This window comes from Bythopirellula polymerisocia (assembly GCF_007860015.1).
Taxonomy (GTDB): Bacteria; Planctomycetota; Planctomycetia; order Pirellulales; family Lacipirellulaceae; genus Bythopirellula; species Bythopirellula polymerisocia.
Genome location: NZ_SJPS01000016.1, coordinates 15,761 through 33,004, shown reverse-complemented (window position 1 = coordinate 33,004; position 17,244 = coordinate 15,761). Strand labels below are relative to the sequence as shown.

General features: G+C 50.3%; 14 protein-coding genes. 6 read left to right on the top strand and 8 right to left on the bottom strand.

What is annotated here, in order from left to right:
- Window positions 1–315 precede the first annotated feature (315 nt).
- Complete coding sequence (locus Pla144_RS23770; RefSeq protein ID WP_146453205.1) at window positions 316–666, bottom strand: helix-turn-helix transcriptional regulator; 351 nt, start codon at window positions 664–666, stop codon at window positions 316–318.
- A gap of 819 nt (window positions 667–1,485) precedes the next feature.
- On the opposite strand from Pla144_RS23770, the gene ppk2 reads away from it, so the two are divergent.
- Together ppk2 and Pla144_RS23760 are read left to right on the top strand one after the other, a co-directional pair.
- A complete protein-coding gene (gene ppk2 / locus Pla144_RS23765) occupies window positions 1,486–2,469 on the top strand; it encodes a polyphosphate kinase 2 (protein WP_146453204.1) in 984 nt (327 codons plus the stop codon).
- Between the two features lie 279 nt (window positions 2,470–2,748).
- On the top strand, window positions 2,749–3,150 hold the full coding sequence (locus Pla144_RS23760; RefSeq protein WP_146453203.1) for a globin domain-containing protein: 402 nt from the start codon (window positions 2,749–2,751) through the stop codon (window positions 3,148–3,150).
- 215 nt (window positions 3,151–3,365) lie between these two features.
- Here the strand turns inward: Pla144_RS23760 and Pla144_RS23755 are convergent, their stop codons facing one another.
- The 6 genes from Pla144_RS23755 to Pla144_RS23730 form a co-directional block, all read right to left on the bottom strand.
- Window positions 3,366–4,625 carry an IS110 family transposase gene (locus tag Pla144_RS23755; RefSeq protein ID WP_146453202.1) on the bottom strand — a complete coding sequence of 420 codons (1,260 nt, stop codon included), beginning with the start codon at window positions 4,623–4,625 and terminating at the stop codon, window positions 3,366–3,368.
- Window positions 4,626–5,306: 681 nt separating this feature from the next.
- The gene (locus Pla144_RS23750; protein WP_146453201.1) at window positions 5,307–6,368 is read right to left on the bottom strand and encodes a hypothetical protein; all 1,062 of its coding nucleotides are present in this window, start codon (window positions 6,366–6,368) and stop codon (window positions 5,307–5,309) included.
- Window positions 6,369–6,408: 40 nt separating this feature from the next.
- Window positions 6,409–8,004 carry a LamG-like jellyroll fold domain-containing protein gene (locus Pla144_RS23745; RefSeq protein ID WP_146453200.1) on the bottom strand — a complete coding sequence of 532 codons (1,596 nt, stop codon included), beginning with the start codon at window positions 8,002–8,004 and terminating at the stop codon, window positions 6,409–6,411.
- Entirely contained in the window at window positions 8,001–8,543 is a 543-nt protein-coding gene (locus tag Pla144_RS23740; protein WP_146453199.1) for a sigma-70 family RNA polymerase sigma factor, read from the bottom strand. Before Pla144_RS23740 ends, Pla144_RS23745 begins: the two co-directional genes overlap by 4 nt.
- 16 nt (window positions 8,544–8,559) lie before the next feature.
- Window positions 8,560–9,519, bottom strand: a complete 960-nt coding sequence (locus Pla144_RS23735) for a sugar phosphate isomerase/epimerase family protein (RefSeq protein WP_146453198.1) — start codon at window positions 9,517–9,519, stop codon at window positions 8,560–8,562.
- A 74-nt stretch (window positions 9,520–9,593) separates the two neighbouring features.
- Window positions 9,594–10,718: a DUF1559 domain-containing protein gene (locus Pla144_RS23730; protein ID WP_231936536.1), complete on the bottom strand. Its 1,125-nt coding sequence runs from the start codon at window positions 10,716–10,718 to the stop codon at window positions 9,594–9,596.
- A 388-nt stretch (window positions 10,719–11,106) separates the two neighbouring features.
- Between Pla144_RS23730 and Pla144_RS23725 the strand changes: the two genes are divergently transcribed.
- Together Pla144_RS23725 and Pla144_RS23720 are read left to right on the top strand one after the other, a co-directional pair.
- Entirely contained in the window at window positions 11,107–12,159 is a 1,053-nt protein-coding gene (locus Pla144_RS23725) for a hypothetical protein (RefSeq protein WP_146453196.1), read from the top strand.
- A gap of 71 nt (window positions 12,160–12,230) precedes the next feature.
- A complete protein-coding gene (locus Pla144_RS23720) occupies window positions 12,231–13,046 on the top strand; it encodes a hypothetical protein (protein WP_146453195.1) in 816 nt (271 codons plus the stop codon).
- An 84-nt stretch (window positions 13,047–13,130) separates the two neighbouring features.
- Here Pla144_RS23720 and Pla144_RS23715 read toward each other — a convergent pair whose 3' ends face one another.
- Window positions 13,131–15,146: a heparinase II/III domain-containing protein gene (locus Pla144_RS23715; RefSeq protein ID WP_146453194.1), complete on the bottom strand. Its 2,016-nt coding sequence runs from the start codon at window positions 15,144–15,146 to the stop codon at window positions 13,131–13,133.
- Window positions 15,147–15,435: 289 nt separating this feature from the next.
- Between Pla144_RS23715 and Pla144_RS23710 the strand changes: the two genes are divergently transcribed.
- A complete protein-coding gene (locus Pla144_RS23710) occupies window positions 15,436–16,461 on the top strand; it encodes a sugar phosphate isomerase/epimerase family protein (RefSeq protein ID WP_197530976.1) in 1,026 nt (341 codons plus the stop codon).
- Window positions 16,462–16,484: 23 nt separating this feature from the next.
- Window positions 16,485–17,243 carry a 3-keto-disaccharide hydrolase gene (locus Pla144_RS23705; RefSeq protein WP_146453192.1) on the top strand — a complete coding sequence of 253 codons (759 nt, stop codon included), beginning with the start codon at window positions 16,485–16,487 and terminating at the stop codon, window positions 17,241–17,243.
- Window position 17,244: the final 1 nt, after the last annotated feature.

The window sequence follows — 17,244 nt, the reverse complement described above, 5'->3', positions numbered from 1 at the left end:
CCGGCCGTCGTGGCGAAGGAATCGCTCGCAATCGGCGCGGCGTGGGATAACATCCCCAACAATGTGTTGCATACGAACGTTGTCAAGAAAATAGATGTAGTTTTCATCTCTGCTCTCCTTATTTGCCGAAGGGTGTGATTTGTCATTACTCCCGGAATTGCTATATACCGGCTGATTTTTGCTGCCATCATTCCGCAGATTGAAGCCTCTCGACAATTCAGCCGTTTCCCCGATTCGCCAATGCGAGTTGTCAAACAACCTCTCTGCTTCCATTGTCCCCGCACTTTGAGCAACAGAAAGTCGGCTGTTCAGCCGTCAGCTGCAGAAGGGACAGTCGCCCGAGTTGTGACGGTGGCAGATGGGAGGAACCGGGCTGTCGGGGTCCTGGCAAAGCCAGAGATGGCACTCTGCGAGGCGAACAATTAGTTCGACTCGGCTGTTCACCCGCAGCTTGTGATAAAGGCGCTCAAGATGCGTGTGTGCGGTGTGCGGAGAAATACCCAATTCTTGGGCAATCACACTCTCCTTCTTATCGTCGAACACACCCTGCGAAATCTGCAACTCACGTTCCGACAGCGACAGTTGCTGGGCGATGCACGACCACACGTCCAGACTGAAAAGGCTGTGCCCTGATTCGCGGCCGTCGTGATTTTCAATCGAGTTCACGTGAGTTGCCTATCTGCCGCCAGGAGACGGACAGGGACTGATTCTGAGTCCAGCGGTTGGAAGCGAGTCCCCGCGACCAATCCGTATGCAGACATTACCCACCTATTCTCTGCTCTTCTGACTGCTCGTAGGCGACAAACCATGCCAATTCGATGCGCCCAATGCGCCAATCCGCACGCAGAGCACTGCCCTCGGTGTGCTCTGCTCGCGAGATCGGCAGGTTCATCAACGTCACAGTTCAATAAGGTGCAAATCACGTGCCCAGGGAGGGGGTGGCACATCGAGAAATCATATCAGGAGCCAGGCAACACAGTTCAGACGCTAATTGATTCGACCCTTTTTCTCGCGGAGGTCAATCTGACCGCCGCCAGATACGGTAGACGGTTAGGAGCGTCGGCGTGCCAAACCCCGAAACTTAGCCGTGGCTACCGTAAGTCGAAAAATCCTCCGTACTTATACGCTAATCTGTCTCGGCCGATGAAGCCGAAGCTTCCAAGTGAATTATCGTTACCGCGTCGGTCTGTTGACCGTAGGCATTTGACGATTGCACGGGTGATTGAGCTGGTCCTTTGTGTATCAAGTTCTAGCTCGCTCTTTATGGTGAGGTGAGGTTCCTGATTTACAGGTTGTGCAGCCTGACCTTCCTAACTGTATTTGGGACAACTATATTCCCCAAGGAGACTCGGTGGACCATGCTGAAGGGGATACGGCGGTGTATAATGATAGGAAGTCTCTGGGGCGTACGCGGTCGGCCTGGAGTGCGACCACGCTGTCATCAAGTCGCAACGAAACACCTGATATTCAGGAGAAGCGGGCATCATGAGTGATCCATCAACAACCCCCGGGATTGAAAATGACTGGTCGGGCAACCGCTTGGAACCGGAAATGAATCATTCCGGTGAAGGTAACGCGCTCACATCGGAAGAGAAGATCTTCGGCAAGACATTGAAGAAGCAAGTTAGTCTTAGCGAGGAGGAGCTGGAGCAGATCAATTCGAAGAAAGGCCTTCTGCAACTTCTGTCCACCAAGAGAATCAACGCCACGAAGGCGCTGGTCAAGCTGCGCTATGAACAGGAACTCGAAAAACTGCAGATTGAGCTGGTCAAGTTGCAACGTGACGTACAACTGAACGGTCGGAGGATCGCCCTTATCTACGAAGGCCGCGACGCCGCTGGCAAGGGGGGTTCGATCCGCCGTTTCATTGAGCACCTTAACCCTCGCAGCGCCAGGGTGGTCGCGCTGCCGAAACCGACCGAGTTGCAGAGGGGGCAATGGTATTTCCAACGTTACACTGAGCAGTTGCCCAACCCAGGTGAAATCGTATTCTTCGACCGCAGTTGGTACAATCGCGCGGTGGTCGAACCGGTCATGAATTTCTGCACCAAGAAACAGTATGATGTATTCCTACAGCAGGTGCCCGAGTTCGAGCACATGTTGTACGAGGACAATCTGGAACTGGTCAAATTCTGGTTCTCGATCTCCAAGAAAGTCCAGCACGAGCGCTTCGAATCACGCCGCCACGATCCGCTGAAACAGTGGAAGATCAGCCCCGTGGATGACCAGGCACAGGAACACTGGGACATCTACACGAAATATAAAGAGGCGATGTTCAGCAGGACGCACACCACCTACAGTCCCTGGATCATCGTCAAGGCCAACGACAAGAAAAGAGCGCGGCTAGAAAGCATGCGTTACGTGTTGTCCCAGTTCGATTTCGAGGGCAAGGATGAGGCGGGCACGCACCTATCACCCGATCCGGACGTGGTCACCCGCTACCACCGTTCTCACCACAGCATCGACTGACCGCCACCCGTGTCAATTGACTATTGCAGCTGCCTTCGGTAGATAGGCCGGTGTACGGTACGGGTTATTGCTACTGCGTTTCGACGCTCAGGACTCACCTACCTGGATGATCTTGGCGTTCCGCGTTCGTAATAGACTGCAGCGCAGTCAGCTCCCTCAACAGTAGCGTTTTTGCGAAGAGGGCTTTGTTTGATAGGACGGGAGCATTAGCATACACGTTCCGCTGGCAATCGCAGAAATAGTAGCCAGCCTCTCATGCACAATTCAGGAAATGCGACGATGTCTGTTGATTATGAAACTGTGGAAGCCAGCTACGACCGGTGTCTGGAGAATGACGGGTTCTATGATACGTTTTACGAGAAGTTCCTAGCCAAGTCGGAGGAGATTCCGCCAATGTTTGCGGACACCGACTTTCGAAGGCAGAAACAGATGATTCGCATGTCTGTGCGGATGCTGGTACGGCTGGGGGCCGGTGAGGACGGAACGAAGCTGGCAATCAGTAAGCTTGGTGAGTCTCACAGTCGGCGTCAGCATAACGTCCGACCGGAATTGTACGGATTGTGGCTAGATGCCCTCTGTGAATCGATAGCGCAATACGATCCAGAGTGCACTCCAGAACTGGAACAGCAGTGGCGCGACACGATGCAAGCTGGGATTGAGATGATGATCTCGGTGTACTAATCCCTGCGGCTGCAACGACCTTTCGCACCAATGCCTAACCGGTCTGGGGCGGCATGTGATGCTTCGAAGTGCAATCATTATCGTACGTCGGCGCGCACAGCCGACGTACGAAACGGACGGAAGCTACGACGCCTCGGAGTGAAACGCTACTTGAGAGGCTTTGCTAAAGTGCGGAGACATCTGAGCACTTCGCAAGTAGTAAAGTTTAGATTTTGTCATTTTTGCATTTCCAAGTAAGGTTTGATTTCAGGGCAGCGCTGCTGTAGCTGTTCGATGTAACGGTCACAGTCGAAGGGTGTCCGCGTTTGCCACACACGGAAGAGGATGCGGATCCAGCTACGTGCTAGTTTCCTCAGTGCCGCGTGATGCTTCATGCCTCGATCTCGCAGCATACGGTAGCGGGCCTTGCTCCACGGACAATACATGCGAGCACTATCGGCAAACTCGTGAAATGTCTGCCGTAGATACTTGGGGCATGCGAATCGCCGGTGGACTAGGCACTGCTTACCGCTCCTTTTTGTGACCGGCGCAATCCCGCTGAATGCTGCCAAGCTATCCGCATCCTTCCAGCGGTCTCTTTGCGAACCGAACGCGCAGAGTAATCGTGGCGCGAGAACCGCGCCAGCGCCACGCAGGCTGGTGAAGAGGTGGGCGTCGGGATGCTGCTTCATTGTTTCAGCGGTCTTGGTCTCGAACTGCTTGATCATCTCGCGAGATTGCCGAATCTGACTGACCAAGAGCTTCACGCTCATTGCCGACGGCAGAATGAGTGCTTCATCATTGGTCAGCAATCTGGCAGAACGTATGCGAGCGATGATTTTGGCTTGTCGCTCCTCATCACGGATCGAGTGATCACTCAAGACGCGACGAATCAGCCGTCGATCGGCTCGACGAAGTTGGCGAGGATCGGTCCAACGACTTAAGATGCCCAGTAGCAACGGCAGTTGCCATTCCTTGCCAAACAGTTCCAAAACGATCGGAAAATACTGCTTTAACTGGTCAGTGAGCTGCTGACGGAGTTTCACCTGACTACCGACCAGCTTGCGTCTCTGCTCGGACAGGTGGGCTAACAGACGTGTGTTCTTGTCATCTGGTTGCGATGCCGTCAGAGTCGTGATTCGTTCACGCAGCATTCTTGCTAAATACATGGCATCGGTGGGATCATCCTTGCCGCCACCCGGATAACTTTCGCGGTAGCGGGCCAGTTGCTTCGGATTGACTGGATAGAGCAGTACGTTCTCGCGGAACATCAGCGTGTATACCAGCGGTCCGCGGGACTGTTCTAGCATGATGGCGATGGGTTTTCCTTTAGCAAGCTTGAGCATTTCATTTACCCAGTCGTTGATGCTTTCCGGGGAGTGCACAATTTCTTGATGAAATTCCTTGCCGTCACCATCAATGACATAGCAGTCGTGCTTTTGGTCTGCCCAGTCGATGCCGATGAATAGGGTCGGTTGTTCAGATTGTTCGCTCATGATTGGATTCCCTTTTGAGAAGATTGGTGTTCAGCGGTAGACCAAGCTTCGTCCGGCGGAGACCTTATAGGGAGCGTTACAGCGCCACATCTGAGTGATCCGTTTTGGGCGAAGCAAGCGGGGCGATCGGATCTCTCCGCAAAGCCGTTGAGCGGCAGGTGAAAATTATCCGTAACGCCTCGCAGGCTACCATTTCGAATTGATTATCGTGGCGGCTTTGTGATTCCGCCTAGCCAAAACTACGTGCCTGGGAAAAGGCCTACGTTCTGGCCAGACGCACAAAGCCGGGACAAGGGAGATCCTATAAGGTGTCGACACTGATGCCCGCGAGGAGACCGGCTTCGTGAGGGCGGGTTGTCCAGCCTCAGCAAATTGACGACTACTCCGACCTGCAGCGTTGGATTGACCTCAGCAAGTCCGCCTGTGCGCTCAGGACATGCCCTCCTTGAACAGTTAGACGCTAGGGGGTGGCAGTTATAAAACCCGTCATCAGTGTGCAACTTGGCTGCCACGCCACAGAGAGTTTTTTTCAGAAACTACGTTTGATGGCACTTTGACTAGTAACATGAGTTTAGACACACCGGAGTCCGATGATTTGTCGTCGAAACGACTTGCGACGAATAGTGTCGTCGAACGAAACGCTTCTCTCAAAGTTATGGAATTTGAATCGCGTGAATTTCATTAGTCCATAGATTCTAAGGACCTTCGAATCCTAATTCCCACCTCTGGATCGATCATCGGTGCAGTTGCCAGTTGCACGGATTCAGCACCAGCCGAGAGGTAGCGATTAACATCATCGGCGGTAAAGATGCCTCCCACTCCAACTATTCTTATAACTAGACACCTTCGCTTTATATATTCCGCTATTGCTTCAGTCTGTCGAACTGAGGCGTCTTGTATGCCCTGTCCACATATTCCTCGGGGTTGCCCGTCAAAGTATAGATTGCCAAGATCATCGATCACACTTGCAACAACACTGTTGGTTGTGGCAACCGCATCAATGTAGGGCGACAAGGCATCAATTAATGGTGCGATTCGTTCCGGTTCTTGGAAATGGCCTATTTTCACGATAAGAGGTAGATCACCGATGGCCTGTCGCACACTCACCGCAACCAGCGCAGACTCATTAGGATGCTGATATAACTGTCCGTCGCACGTGTTCACATTTGGACAAGATAGGTTTATCTCTATACTGTCAGCTCCATGTCGAGTGGCTTGCAAAGCACATTCCGCATAATCTTCGGCCAATTGTTCGAACGACCAACCGGTTTGCATAGTTCCCACCACCGAAACGCTGAGCAGTTTGTTGCTCGGTAATCGTCGTCGTGTTTCAGCAATATCTTCTTGCCAAGTTTTTGGTACTTGGGATGGCATTCCAAAAGAAACCGCCCAACTCCCTTGAAACTCGGTAGTTGTTTGAAGACGTCCATCACCTCCTTGCAATGATTCGCACTTCACGGGCAGCAGATTTGGCAGTGAATAGCAGGCCCGCAAACCACTTCGAACCGTCTTATAAGTCAACACATCGAAGCCTAATTGTGCGTAATAGAGGCACCAGCGTCCGTTCAACAATGGACCGGCAGCGATGCCCAATGGAGAGTCAACCTTCCGGCTACAGAATGTCCATTCCCCAGGAACAGGAGGGACTTCTATTTGAATCGGAGAGGGAGCATGGTCATAATTCCATTGATATGACTGATGCCGGTCGTAGCTTTGAAACCGACGTAATTCAAGTGAACTCATAATCTATCAATGGACCTAGTATTGATCCTTGAGCATTATCTCAAAGAGTTGGTAGGGCGATTTCTTGACCGTCCATCAATCGGGAAATCTCAGAAGGATCGAGAGCGCGATCCGTAATTATGAGTTCATCAAGGGCTCCTCGAAATCGGGTTTTTCGCGGCCCACTACTCCCAAGTCGACAGCCTAGCCAGAGTACATCCGCTAAACTTGGATCCCCACTTTCTTTACCTCTTGCAGCAATGCTAAGCTTCGGCCCAGGCGTCACTCTGCTGCTTTCAAGTTTGCCATCTACGTACTGCTTAACCTGAACAGGTGCGTCAGGATCGATACCGGGCACAAACACGATACTAACATAATGCCAAAGACCGTCTCGCAATGAAGTCATGCCCATGGCGTGGCCACCGCTGAAGTCGGTTCGCAAAGCACCCAGTGGACCTTCATCAGGATTCCGATTCCAACCAATATGCACAGGGCGGGAACCGAGCTTGGCACTGTCAGCACGCCAGGCGACCATCGAATATGCCTCAGAAAGAGCTGCATCTTTGGGGACCTGTACCCAGAACCCAACAGTTCGAGGTAAATTACTGGAAAGCCCGGGAAAACTCGCCTTAGCATAGGTCCTACCATCGAATCGAAGGCCACCGTTTCTAAAACCCTCAGTATGAGCGGACCCAGACGCTCTTTTACCCAAAGTGAGATCATAATCCTCTGGAAGAAAACCTGCCGATCTAGCGCCTAATACACTCCCAGATCGTTCGTCTAACGTCCAGTAAATATACTTCGCTGAATTGGCACCTCGTTCAAAGGAATTGGGTATCTCCGAGTGAATCGCGCTAGGTTGACTAACCTCCACTTCCGAGGCTCCAGATACAGAAAACCGCCTGGATTCGTTCTCGTGCAGCAAAATGGCTTCCTTATCCGAATTACTTCCAGGTACTGCTTCGACTTCACCTTGGATCACAAATACATTGGCCGCGCCTTTACCGTCAGCCACCATCGAAAACTCTGTACCTAAATCCACGACCTCGACAGCGGGATTGGTTATTCGAAAGCCGATAGCTTGAGAAGGCACAGATGCAGTTATAGCGCCTTCATGAAGAGTCGCATCCCATGGAGAGTTAACATCCAGAAGAGCTGGGCCTTCAACAACAAGGACAGCTCCCGAGTCAAAAGTTATCTCGGCAAAACCTTGCAAGAGTTCAAACCGCTCCCCACGGCTTAAAAAAGCTCCCAGCCTTGATTCAATCAGGTTACCCGAACTCTCTGACTTTACTCCCGTTACCTTTGCCACATATTCAACAAGTTCCGATGGGTCAGATCGATCCGATGGGGTAGGAGACACAAACCACAAAGCACCAACAACAACTGAAGCAGCAAGCGCCAGCCATATCCATTTAGTGTGGTGAAAGATATTGCCCACTGGGCTCGCGAGGTCTGGTGCTTCTATTTGCAATTCGCTAGCGTAATGACCTAGGCTCGCTGACTGACCCATAGCTCGGACATAGAATTTCCTCGCGTCGTCCGATTTGGCGATCCATTGCTCAAGTCGTGCTAGATCGGACCGAGTCAAGTTGTCATCAACTAACGAGTTACAAAGCTCGTTCAATTCCAGAATTTCGCGGTCAGTGAGGCTCATGACGCACTTTCTCGGGCTAACTGTTCTGTAACACAGTCAAGGAGCAGCTTTCGAATTCGGGTAAGCGCTTTGTAGGCTGCCGTAATCGAGCGACCCGCCTTTCGAGCCGCCTCTTCGACCCCGCCACCTGGTTCATAACGTGTCATAATAAATTCTCTGTCACGGGTATGTAGCTTCTCAAGGCAATTCGATAGAGCAATGTGTCGCTCATCCAGTTCAACAGTCATGTCTTCTGCCGTCTTGGCAACCACGTCGAGGACCTCTTGGTTAAATAAAACCTTTGAGCGTGCGTACTTCTGTCGGGAATAACGTACACGCCAATAGGCGATCTGACATGCCCATGCGACAAAGTCCGTTCCTTCGGTGAAGTCATCAAACTTTTCGCAGATCACTACGCTCGTTTCTTGCAGTAGGTCCTCTGCCTCCTGACGGCGAGGAACCATCGTGTAAATGTATGAAAAAATCCGTCTCTGGTGTTGAGTAATCAGCGACACCAATCGTTTCCGGTCTTCTCCCTCGGTATTAGAATCGTCAGTCATTCTTATCTGGCCAAAGTTAACATCTAGTGTTACTAACTGCCTCGCGTACCTCAGCCAGAAACTTTGGCACCAGCGTAAACGGGTCGTATGGCCTGCCTGGCAAGGAAAGCGTCTCAATTGGTAAGTAACCTCGGTAGCCCTGCTCACAAACGATTCTAACCAGCCGATCTAGATCAGTTCGAATAGGGCTTTCTTTGCCGAAGGGACTTTCTTTCACCTGGAAATTAACGGCATACGGAGTCACTTCAGCAATATCGATGTACGGGTCATCCGTCATAAAATAGCCAGTATCGACAATTACCCCGAACCAATCCGAATCGACCATTTCTACCATTCTAAGAGTTTGTTTGGCTGTCTTGAGCATATCGCCATGATTTTGGACGCCGACCAGAACCCCAAACTTTTTACCGTAGTCAGCACATTGTCTCAAATCTGCTGCCATCCACTCAGAAACGTCATCCCAAGAATGCCCCTCTTGCTCCGGACCTGCAAACACTCGAATGACAGGTGCACCTAGTCTGGCGGCGACTTCGATCCATTCCTTAACATGTTGGACGTCCGCAGCACGACTGGCTTCGTCAGGAGTAGCGAAGTCGTTGCGGACGCCAGTGCCACTGATGTCCAGCCCAAGCTGAAAGGCTCTTCGTTTGAAATTATTGATGTACTCGTCAGTTGGAACCCCTGGATAACCGGGAAAGAAGTAGCCCGTCGGATCAATCGCATCGAAGTTATGCTCGGCACAAAAATCGAGCAGTTCCATTAATGTCAGCCCTTTTTTGCGACCTAGAATATGATCATTGAGAGCCTTGCTAAATGAGTAGGCGTTCAAGCTTATTTTTAATTTTGCTCCACCGATTCGTTCTATTGGTGCTGCAGCGACCGCTGGAATACTTGTTAGCAATGCTCCACTAGCCACACTCAAAGGCACCAGGGCTGAGCCTTTTAAGAACAATCTACGATTTGATTTCTCAGGCATAACGTTGCGCTTCCTTCGCTGGAGGAGACTCTTTTCAAAACCAAGCCTATTGGAAGTTATAAGGGGTTAAATACTCAATAGTCGCCTGTTACCACGCCGTCACTAATTCCTAGCAAGGATTCCCAAGGTGTATCAACTTCATCCGTAATTGCAGTCTGGTCGGAGTCAAAACCTCCGTCGATGGAGTCTGAGATAAAGTCGACACTCCCGTCGGCAAATGCGAAGTTTGCACCTCCTGGGTGGCGACTAGAAAACCCTCTTCTAGCGAAGGAATTCGACTTGGTAGGGTTAGAACTGGAATAGTTCATGGCATACTTTCCACAACCCATGCTGTCTGCCAATCCGATTTCGGAATTATCACGCACGCCACGAATTCCAAAAACTACACCTGCCCTTCCCAATACAAACCCTTCGCTACCCGGAAGGGCAGTTTCCCAACTTCTCTCACCTAGTATGAGAGTGTTACTTGTGCCGTCGGTGATCTCGCGAATCCGTGTTCCCTTCTCAAGCATGAAAATGCCGTTGGCATCTCTGCCAGGGGCACCCCTATAGCGTCGCAATTCATTACTGCTATTCACTCCCACATAATCAGAAGTCGCCAATCCATAGTATTGACCACTTGTACTTCGAATATCTCTTTCTTCATTGACGGTAGGGCTAGCAGTGGTCGGGCAAAGAAATACCGAGAGAGATGTCTGCATTACTGTAAGCTTATTAGGATCGTCTAGTGCCGTCGCTAAGTCCGTATCTGTGATTCCAATTTGATCGTAGAGTGCAGTCTGCTCAACATAAGGCAGTAGCATGGCACTCCAATTCCAGTTTCCCTCGTATACATTTGATACTGATGGTGGAGTAGGATTCTCATGTTTGCAACCAGCAGGAAATCTCTTTGTAGTGTCATGATGATTCTGAAGCGCTATGGCAATTTGTCTAAGACTGTTTTTGCATTGAGTTCGACGGGCAGCTTCACGTGCTGCTTGAACTGCCGGCAAGAGCAACGCCACTAAGACGCCAATAATAGCGATCACAACCAATAGCTCTACAAGCGTGAAGCCTAGACGGTGGAGCCTGGCGTTCACAGAATGTCGGCGAGTGCATAGGTTGTGATTTTCCTTTGATAGCCAACCGCAAAGCGAGATGCGATCTGCATCATTGGAATGGGTTTTCGAACGCAGAATTGACCATGGGTAGTGCAGCATACTGTCTCCGTAACTCACTATTGGCTTCACTTGCTTGGATCTGTGTAACATCGCTCCGAGCATAGGTGGAGGTTGACAGGCGTACGACTGGAAAGTGGCATATCGAGCTATGAACTTAATAGCACTCCTACCCCATTCCAGGACAAATTTCAGCTCAAAATAGCTTATCTGCTACTCGAACTATTTGCAAAATTTGCTTTTCTTGTCCTAAAGTGTGTCAATTTGGCTATCTCTAGTTAGCTGGCGTTTATACTACTTCGTAGTAGGTTCGGCGTTTGCGCCACGCTCACGCCGGAGGCCTTGTTAGAAGTTTCGACTATAGCTCTTCGGTTCCAAGTTCAAAATTCTCGCTATTGAAGTGCCTAATTGGGCGTAGGAGACAGCACCAATGATTTTTCAACGAACGAAGTTTCTTTTTTTAAGAGCATCCTTCTCACTATTTGCTTTGTTGATCTTGGGTACTTCGATCTCAGAATCAGCCATCCTGGTTGAAGAACGCTTCTCTCATCCTGACGGAAATCTCGTTGGTCAGACCCCTTCGCCCGGGCCAGGCAATGCATGGTCAGCCCATGATGATCTGGGCGGCACTCCCATCCAAGTTAGTAGCGGGGCGGCAGTTCTCAGCCAAGGGTCTGGGTCAGGTGGACGAGAAGACGTCAACGCGGGATTCAGCGCGCAATCGGCCACGGACGCTACCTTTGCGAGATTTGACTTCACATTACCAAGCGGCCAAGATCTCAATGATCCGAAAATACTGGATGAGTTTGGCCTTTATTTTGCGCACTTCTATTCTGGTCTTCCCACGACCGGTTTTCGTGCTCGTACAGGTATTGTCCAACCGTCTGCTGGAGGCGATTTTGGACTCGCGATTAACGCCTCAGGGAGCAGGCTTAATGAAGGCTCTACTTGGCCTTCCGATCTGTCCTTTGATACGACCTATCGTACGGTTATTTCATACGATCCTGTTACGGCTGAAGGCAAGCTGTGGTTAGATCCCGTAGATGTTAGTAGTGCTTTTATTGCTAACACAGCCGGGGGAAGCTTCGGCACGATGATCGAAGGATTTGCATTGCGTCAAAGCAACGATTATGAGGGGACGCAGATCGTTGACAACCTTGTTGTGGCCACGACATTTGAGGAAGCCCTCGCTGGAAGCGGTGCTCCAAACTTCCTAGCCGCTGACTTTAACGAAGACACTTTCGTGGATGCTACAGATTTGACTACATGGTCAAGCAATTATGGATTGAATGGATCCGCAACGAAATCGCTCGGGGATGCGGATTCCGACATGGATGTAGATGGTGCTGATTTCTTGGTGTGGCAACGTCAATTTGGCCAGAGCCCACCTCCATCTATCTCCTCTGTCCCTGAACCTACTTCCTTAACGCTATTGATTGGTTTTGCCGTTTTTTCGTCTCATGTGAGACGACGGTTTATTTGATGCGTTTCTTTTCTCAACGAATAGGAATTCGCTAACGATTTTGATTTTTGCAACTTGAAAGGGGAACTGTGATGTTCTTACGCAATCTTTTCTTGCCACTTGTTATTGGCGCATTGACAGTCGCTCTGTCGATGGATGCAAGCGGAACGATTCTTGTAAACGAAGATTTCTCTCATCCTGATGGAGATCTTGTAGGTCAAACTCCGACACCTGGTCCAGGTAGTGCTTGGGGTGCCCATAGTGGTGGAGGCAGCAGTCCAATCCAGGTCACAAGTGGAGCGGCGGTGCTTCAACAGGCTGGCGGAGGTCGCGAAGATGCTAGCACTGGATTCGCAGTTCAATCAGCTACAGCCACTACCTACTCTCGTTTCGATTTTTCCTTACCTAGTGGTCAGACAGTTGATCCCGATGATTTCGGACTCTATTTTGCTCATTTGAAGGATAGCGGTAACGCTTTTAGAGCTCGTGTAGGTGTTGTCACTCCAGCGGCGGGTGGTGATTTTATTCTAGGATTCAACGCTTCAGGCAGCAGACTTTCTATCGCCGATGGGGCCTCGCACTGGCCCACTGAACTCTCCTTTGATACCAATTATACCGTGGTTACGTCCTACAATGCTGAAACCGGAGTTGCTGAACTCTGGCTGGATCCCGTAGATCAGACGAGCCCACATTTGACGAATTCGGCGGGAGGTGCCACTGGCACGTTGATCGAGGCCTTTGCGTTGCGTCAAAGCAATGATTACACAGGCTCTCAGATTGTTGACAACGTCTGTGTAGCATCTTCTTTTGGGGAAGCCCTGACCTGCAGAGCTATTCCTGAGCCTAGTTGCTTAGTATTGATAGCCGGATTGGCTCTTTGTGGAGTCGCAGGCAGAAAAGGTTTCTAGCGAGCATATTGGCAGCAATTTGGAAACGCTCCGTGATTTTGGGGCAGTAGTGACGGCCGGCTGCAGTGAGCAGTCGGCCGTTCTTTATTGATCGCTCTCTGTAGTGGCAATATCGCCTACCGGTGCAAACCGGGTTGTAAACGTCGCAGAGGTTCCTGCTGTTTCCAAGTAAAATGCCTCGCGTCGACCGGGTGGCATGTCCGGAGACGAACCATGCCAGACCCGAAAAGTTGACGGCCCGGCAGAAGAAGCGACCGAGAAAGTGATTCGCATTGTGATCGTTTTGAAATCTACATCGAAGCTTGCTTCATTCTCATATTCTGCTGTGGAGACGTTCTTCCAGTAGCTAAATGCAGGAGGCCGGTCGTTAGAGAAATCAGGGTCTGGAAGAAAGGAATCAGGCAGTCTTACAGATCCTTGGACATGCAACGCGAGGCCCAATTTCTGCGGTTTACTCGACTGCACTTCGATTTGTGTCACATCAATGAGGCTCTCCCCTTCGATTCTCAACTCTCTCTCAGCTGCAGCATCAGTTCGATAAACCGGGTGGGCGGCGTTTATTGTGGGTGGGTTGATCGAAAAGTCGATCAATTCCCCTGCCCGAGTTTCAGTGAATGGGTCTGGCTTGCGACCCTTGGGGGGTTGCTGTTGGCCCTCACCGTTGACCAGTGGCACATTGTGATTGAGTCCCTGGGTGTAGTAATACTTGTGAAGTGGAGAACCATATCCCACCGTTCCCGGGTCATGGGTGATGTCCACATCTCCATAAAAGGCCGAATAATTGAGCACTTCCGCTTGGAGATGCGATTTGATGGGGGGTTGGCCATAGTGAAAGAACACCTGCCAAGGGCCTTTTTTTAGGACAGCCATGCGAGAGGTTTCAAAATTGCGGCTGGTGACCTCAGGTAATTCTGCTTGGCTATTGGTCAACGGAGAGGGTGGATCAAGCAAGGTGTCCCAGTTACGTTCTTTTTGAACGTCTGCCAAGCCAATCGTCGTCGGGAAAACGCGATAGTGACTCCCAATGAATTCTCTGTCGGGGGCAAACAGTTGGCCCTTAGTGTCGGATGGGGTCGGCAATTGCCCTGTTGGAAATCGTAAATAAGTGCTCGCTAGCATCAGATTTTCTACGGTGGCCATTTCGAGTGCTAACTCGTCGGCCCGTCCGAATAATCCAGCTGTTTCGAATAGCGAAGTGAGGGCAGTTACAACATAGCTATTGTATCCCAATGACTGTTCAAACCAGAGGTAATCACTGGTGATGCCCTCAGAAACTTGTTGCCGGACTCCAAAAGGTCCATTGATTGCTTCTTGCCACATCGCATCGTCGTCGAAGACTAATGCTACCTGTGCAGCAGCACCGCGCAGCCAGCAGGTAATGTTGAGAATCTTGGGAAAATTTTCGTTCAGCACGGCCACTTCGGGAACGAAGAAATCATCGTGCCAAATCTTCCTCCGTGAAGGTCCTGCATACTCGCCAAGCAAGCGTACCGTTTGAGCGTAGGTAATGAGGTTCACCCCTTCAGTGAGTGATTGCCAAAACAGTCTCGCTCCCTGTCGCTGAGGTTCCCATTCAAGATAATGGTTGGCATAGAAATCGAGTTGGTCAGCTGCCCACTCAGCGTATTTTTCTTCGTTGGTCAATCGATAAAGCCTGGCCGCACGCTCCATCATCTCGGCATGATGCTCGCGCCAAGTACGGACCCAGGCAGCCATAAGTTTATCAGTGATTTCTACGTGAGGGTCTGAAGGACTCGAAAAATGGTCCACTTCTTCGCCAGGAATGGCCTCAATCCATGTCAGCTTTGAGCCATCCTTGGGGCTTACGAAATTGTTCGACCAGCCAGCTATCCAAGTTACTCGGTCACGATGCCGCTTCATCCAGGCATCAACAGTGGCGCGCTCCTGATTTAGCCATTGTGCCCAGAGCGGGTCCTGCTCAATCCGTTTTCTTGCTCCTTCCCAATCTTCTCTTGCAGATCGATAAGGGCGTCCGAGTTTGTCATAGATTTTGATTTCAGGAAAAACACTCTCTGGGTCAACCTTGGGGTAAGATACCGCAGAAGCAACCGATACAATCAGCAAACAACTGAGTGTCACACTGGCAATTGAATGGAAAATACAGCAGGGATATTTCACAGGTTTCCGGGGGATTGAGTGAAAGGGGAATCGTTGAAACGGGATATATGCTATCAAGGTCTTTAATAGCTCAGTACCCCTTAATTAAGACGCAATCACTTGGGTAGAGGCGGCGGACTCATGAGGATTTAATCCATCGATGTGTCCCAAATTGAGCTTGAAGTGCTATTTATCAAGAGAGGCAAAGAGGCGGATCATCCGACTGGCTGTCACAGTAAACGTTTATCATTGGCTTTTGGAGAAGACTAGTATGCCACATGTTACAAATCGCAGAGACTTTCTTAGTCGCTGGTCTGTCATGCCGCTGATAGCAGCGGGTGGATTCGGGCTAACCAGCCAAGTTGCGTCTGCTCAAAGCACCGTTCAACGAGTTGGCGGGTCCAAACTGAAACTCAGCCTCAACGCTTACTCTTTCAGTAAAGCCTTAAACGACCACATTAAAGGTCGTGGCCCAGGTATGACTCTTTTCGACATGCTTGACTTTTGCGCCGAGCAAGACTTCGATGCGGTAGATCCGACTGGATATTTCTTCCCTGGATATCCTGCGGTACCAACTGATAAATTCATCAATGATTTCAAACGACGGGCCTTCCAACTTGGACTGGACATAAGCGGTACTGGGATACGAAACGATTTCTGTACTCCTGATAAAGCAGCCCGAGCCAAAGATGTGCAACACATCAAAGAGTGGATCGAAGTATCCGCCAAACTTGGCGCGCCTGTAATTCGGGTGTTCGCAACCAACCAAAGATCTGGCAAGCCTGAAGGCTATTCGTGGGATGAAGTAGCTTCGTGGATGGCCGACGACATTCGCGAATGTGCCGATCACGGCGAGAAGTATGGAGTGATTGTGGGAGTGCAACATCACACGTACTTTCTCAAGACTACAGACCAAATGATCAAATTGCTGCAATTGGTCGACTCACCATGGTGTGGCCTTATCGTTGATACGGGATGTTTTCTCTCTGCAGATCCCTATGCCGAAATCGAAACGGTACTTCCTTATGCCGTAAATTTTCAGATAAAGGAGAAGCTCTATGGCCAGGAAAGCGATACGAGAGTTGACTTAGTAAAGCTATTCCAAATTATCCAAGACAGTGGCTATCGAGGATATATTCCTATTGAAACACTTTATCTAAAAAATGAGGTTTATGATCCCGAGGTTCGAACAAAGTCATTTCTCAAGGAAGTACGTCTCGCGCTTGCGAAGACCAAAGAGAGTCCACCAGTCGCTAGCAATGACACCAGAAAATCCGATCATAGCGAGAAGCTGTGATTTTCCGAGAAAGCAATCGACCATTGTTAATACACATCACGCGAGCCTTGTTCGTTGCAATATCCATGTTGATTAATGGCAACTTCGCCATTGGCACCGAGGCAGTGCCTAGCAGAGCTGTTGTTCCAGAAACTGTGTTGCAACGTGACTATAGGCCTTCTCCGACGCTGAATGCGTCACCGCCGCACGATGCAGTCGTACTGTTTGATGGGAGCAATCTCGACGGTTGGGCGTGTCAAAAAGGAAAGAACTGGGAAGAACCAGGTGGTCCAGCGAATTGGAAGCTCATTTCTGGCGAAGTATTAGAGGCCATACCTGGGTCTGGCTCGATTATTACCAAGCAGCGGTTCACTGACTTCAAACTTCATTTAGAATTCCGTGTTCTTGGTGAGAAGACTAATGGAGGTGTGTATCTTTTAGCTCGATACGAGCTGAATATCAACGACTCCTACGACAATCCCGATGGCTCTCAATGCGGAGCGTTTACCAACTTGACGAAGACGATTGCGCCCCTCTCATCTATGGCGGCACCCCCAATGCAGTGGCAAACCTTCGACATCGATTTCCGAGCACCCCGATTTGATTCGAATAATGTTCTTACCGAGAAAGCTCGTGCTACAGTAGCACTTAATGGGGCGATTATTCACGACGACGTGGAGTTGGGCAATCGTAAAGGTGCTGCTAAGCGGTTCGGTGACGCTTCAAGCGGCCCCATCATGCTTCAAGAGCATGGAACTCCCTACCAGTTTCGCAATATTTGGATTGTGGACAAGGCAAGATAGC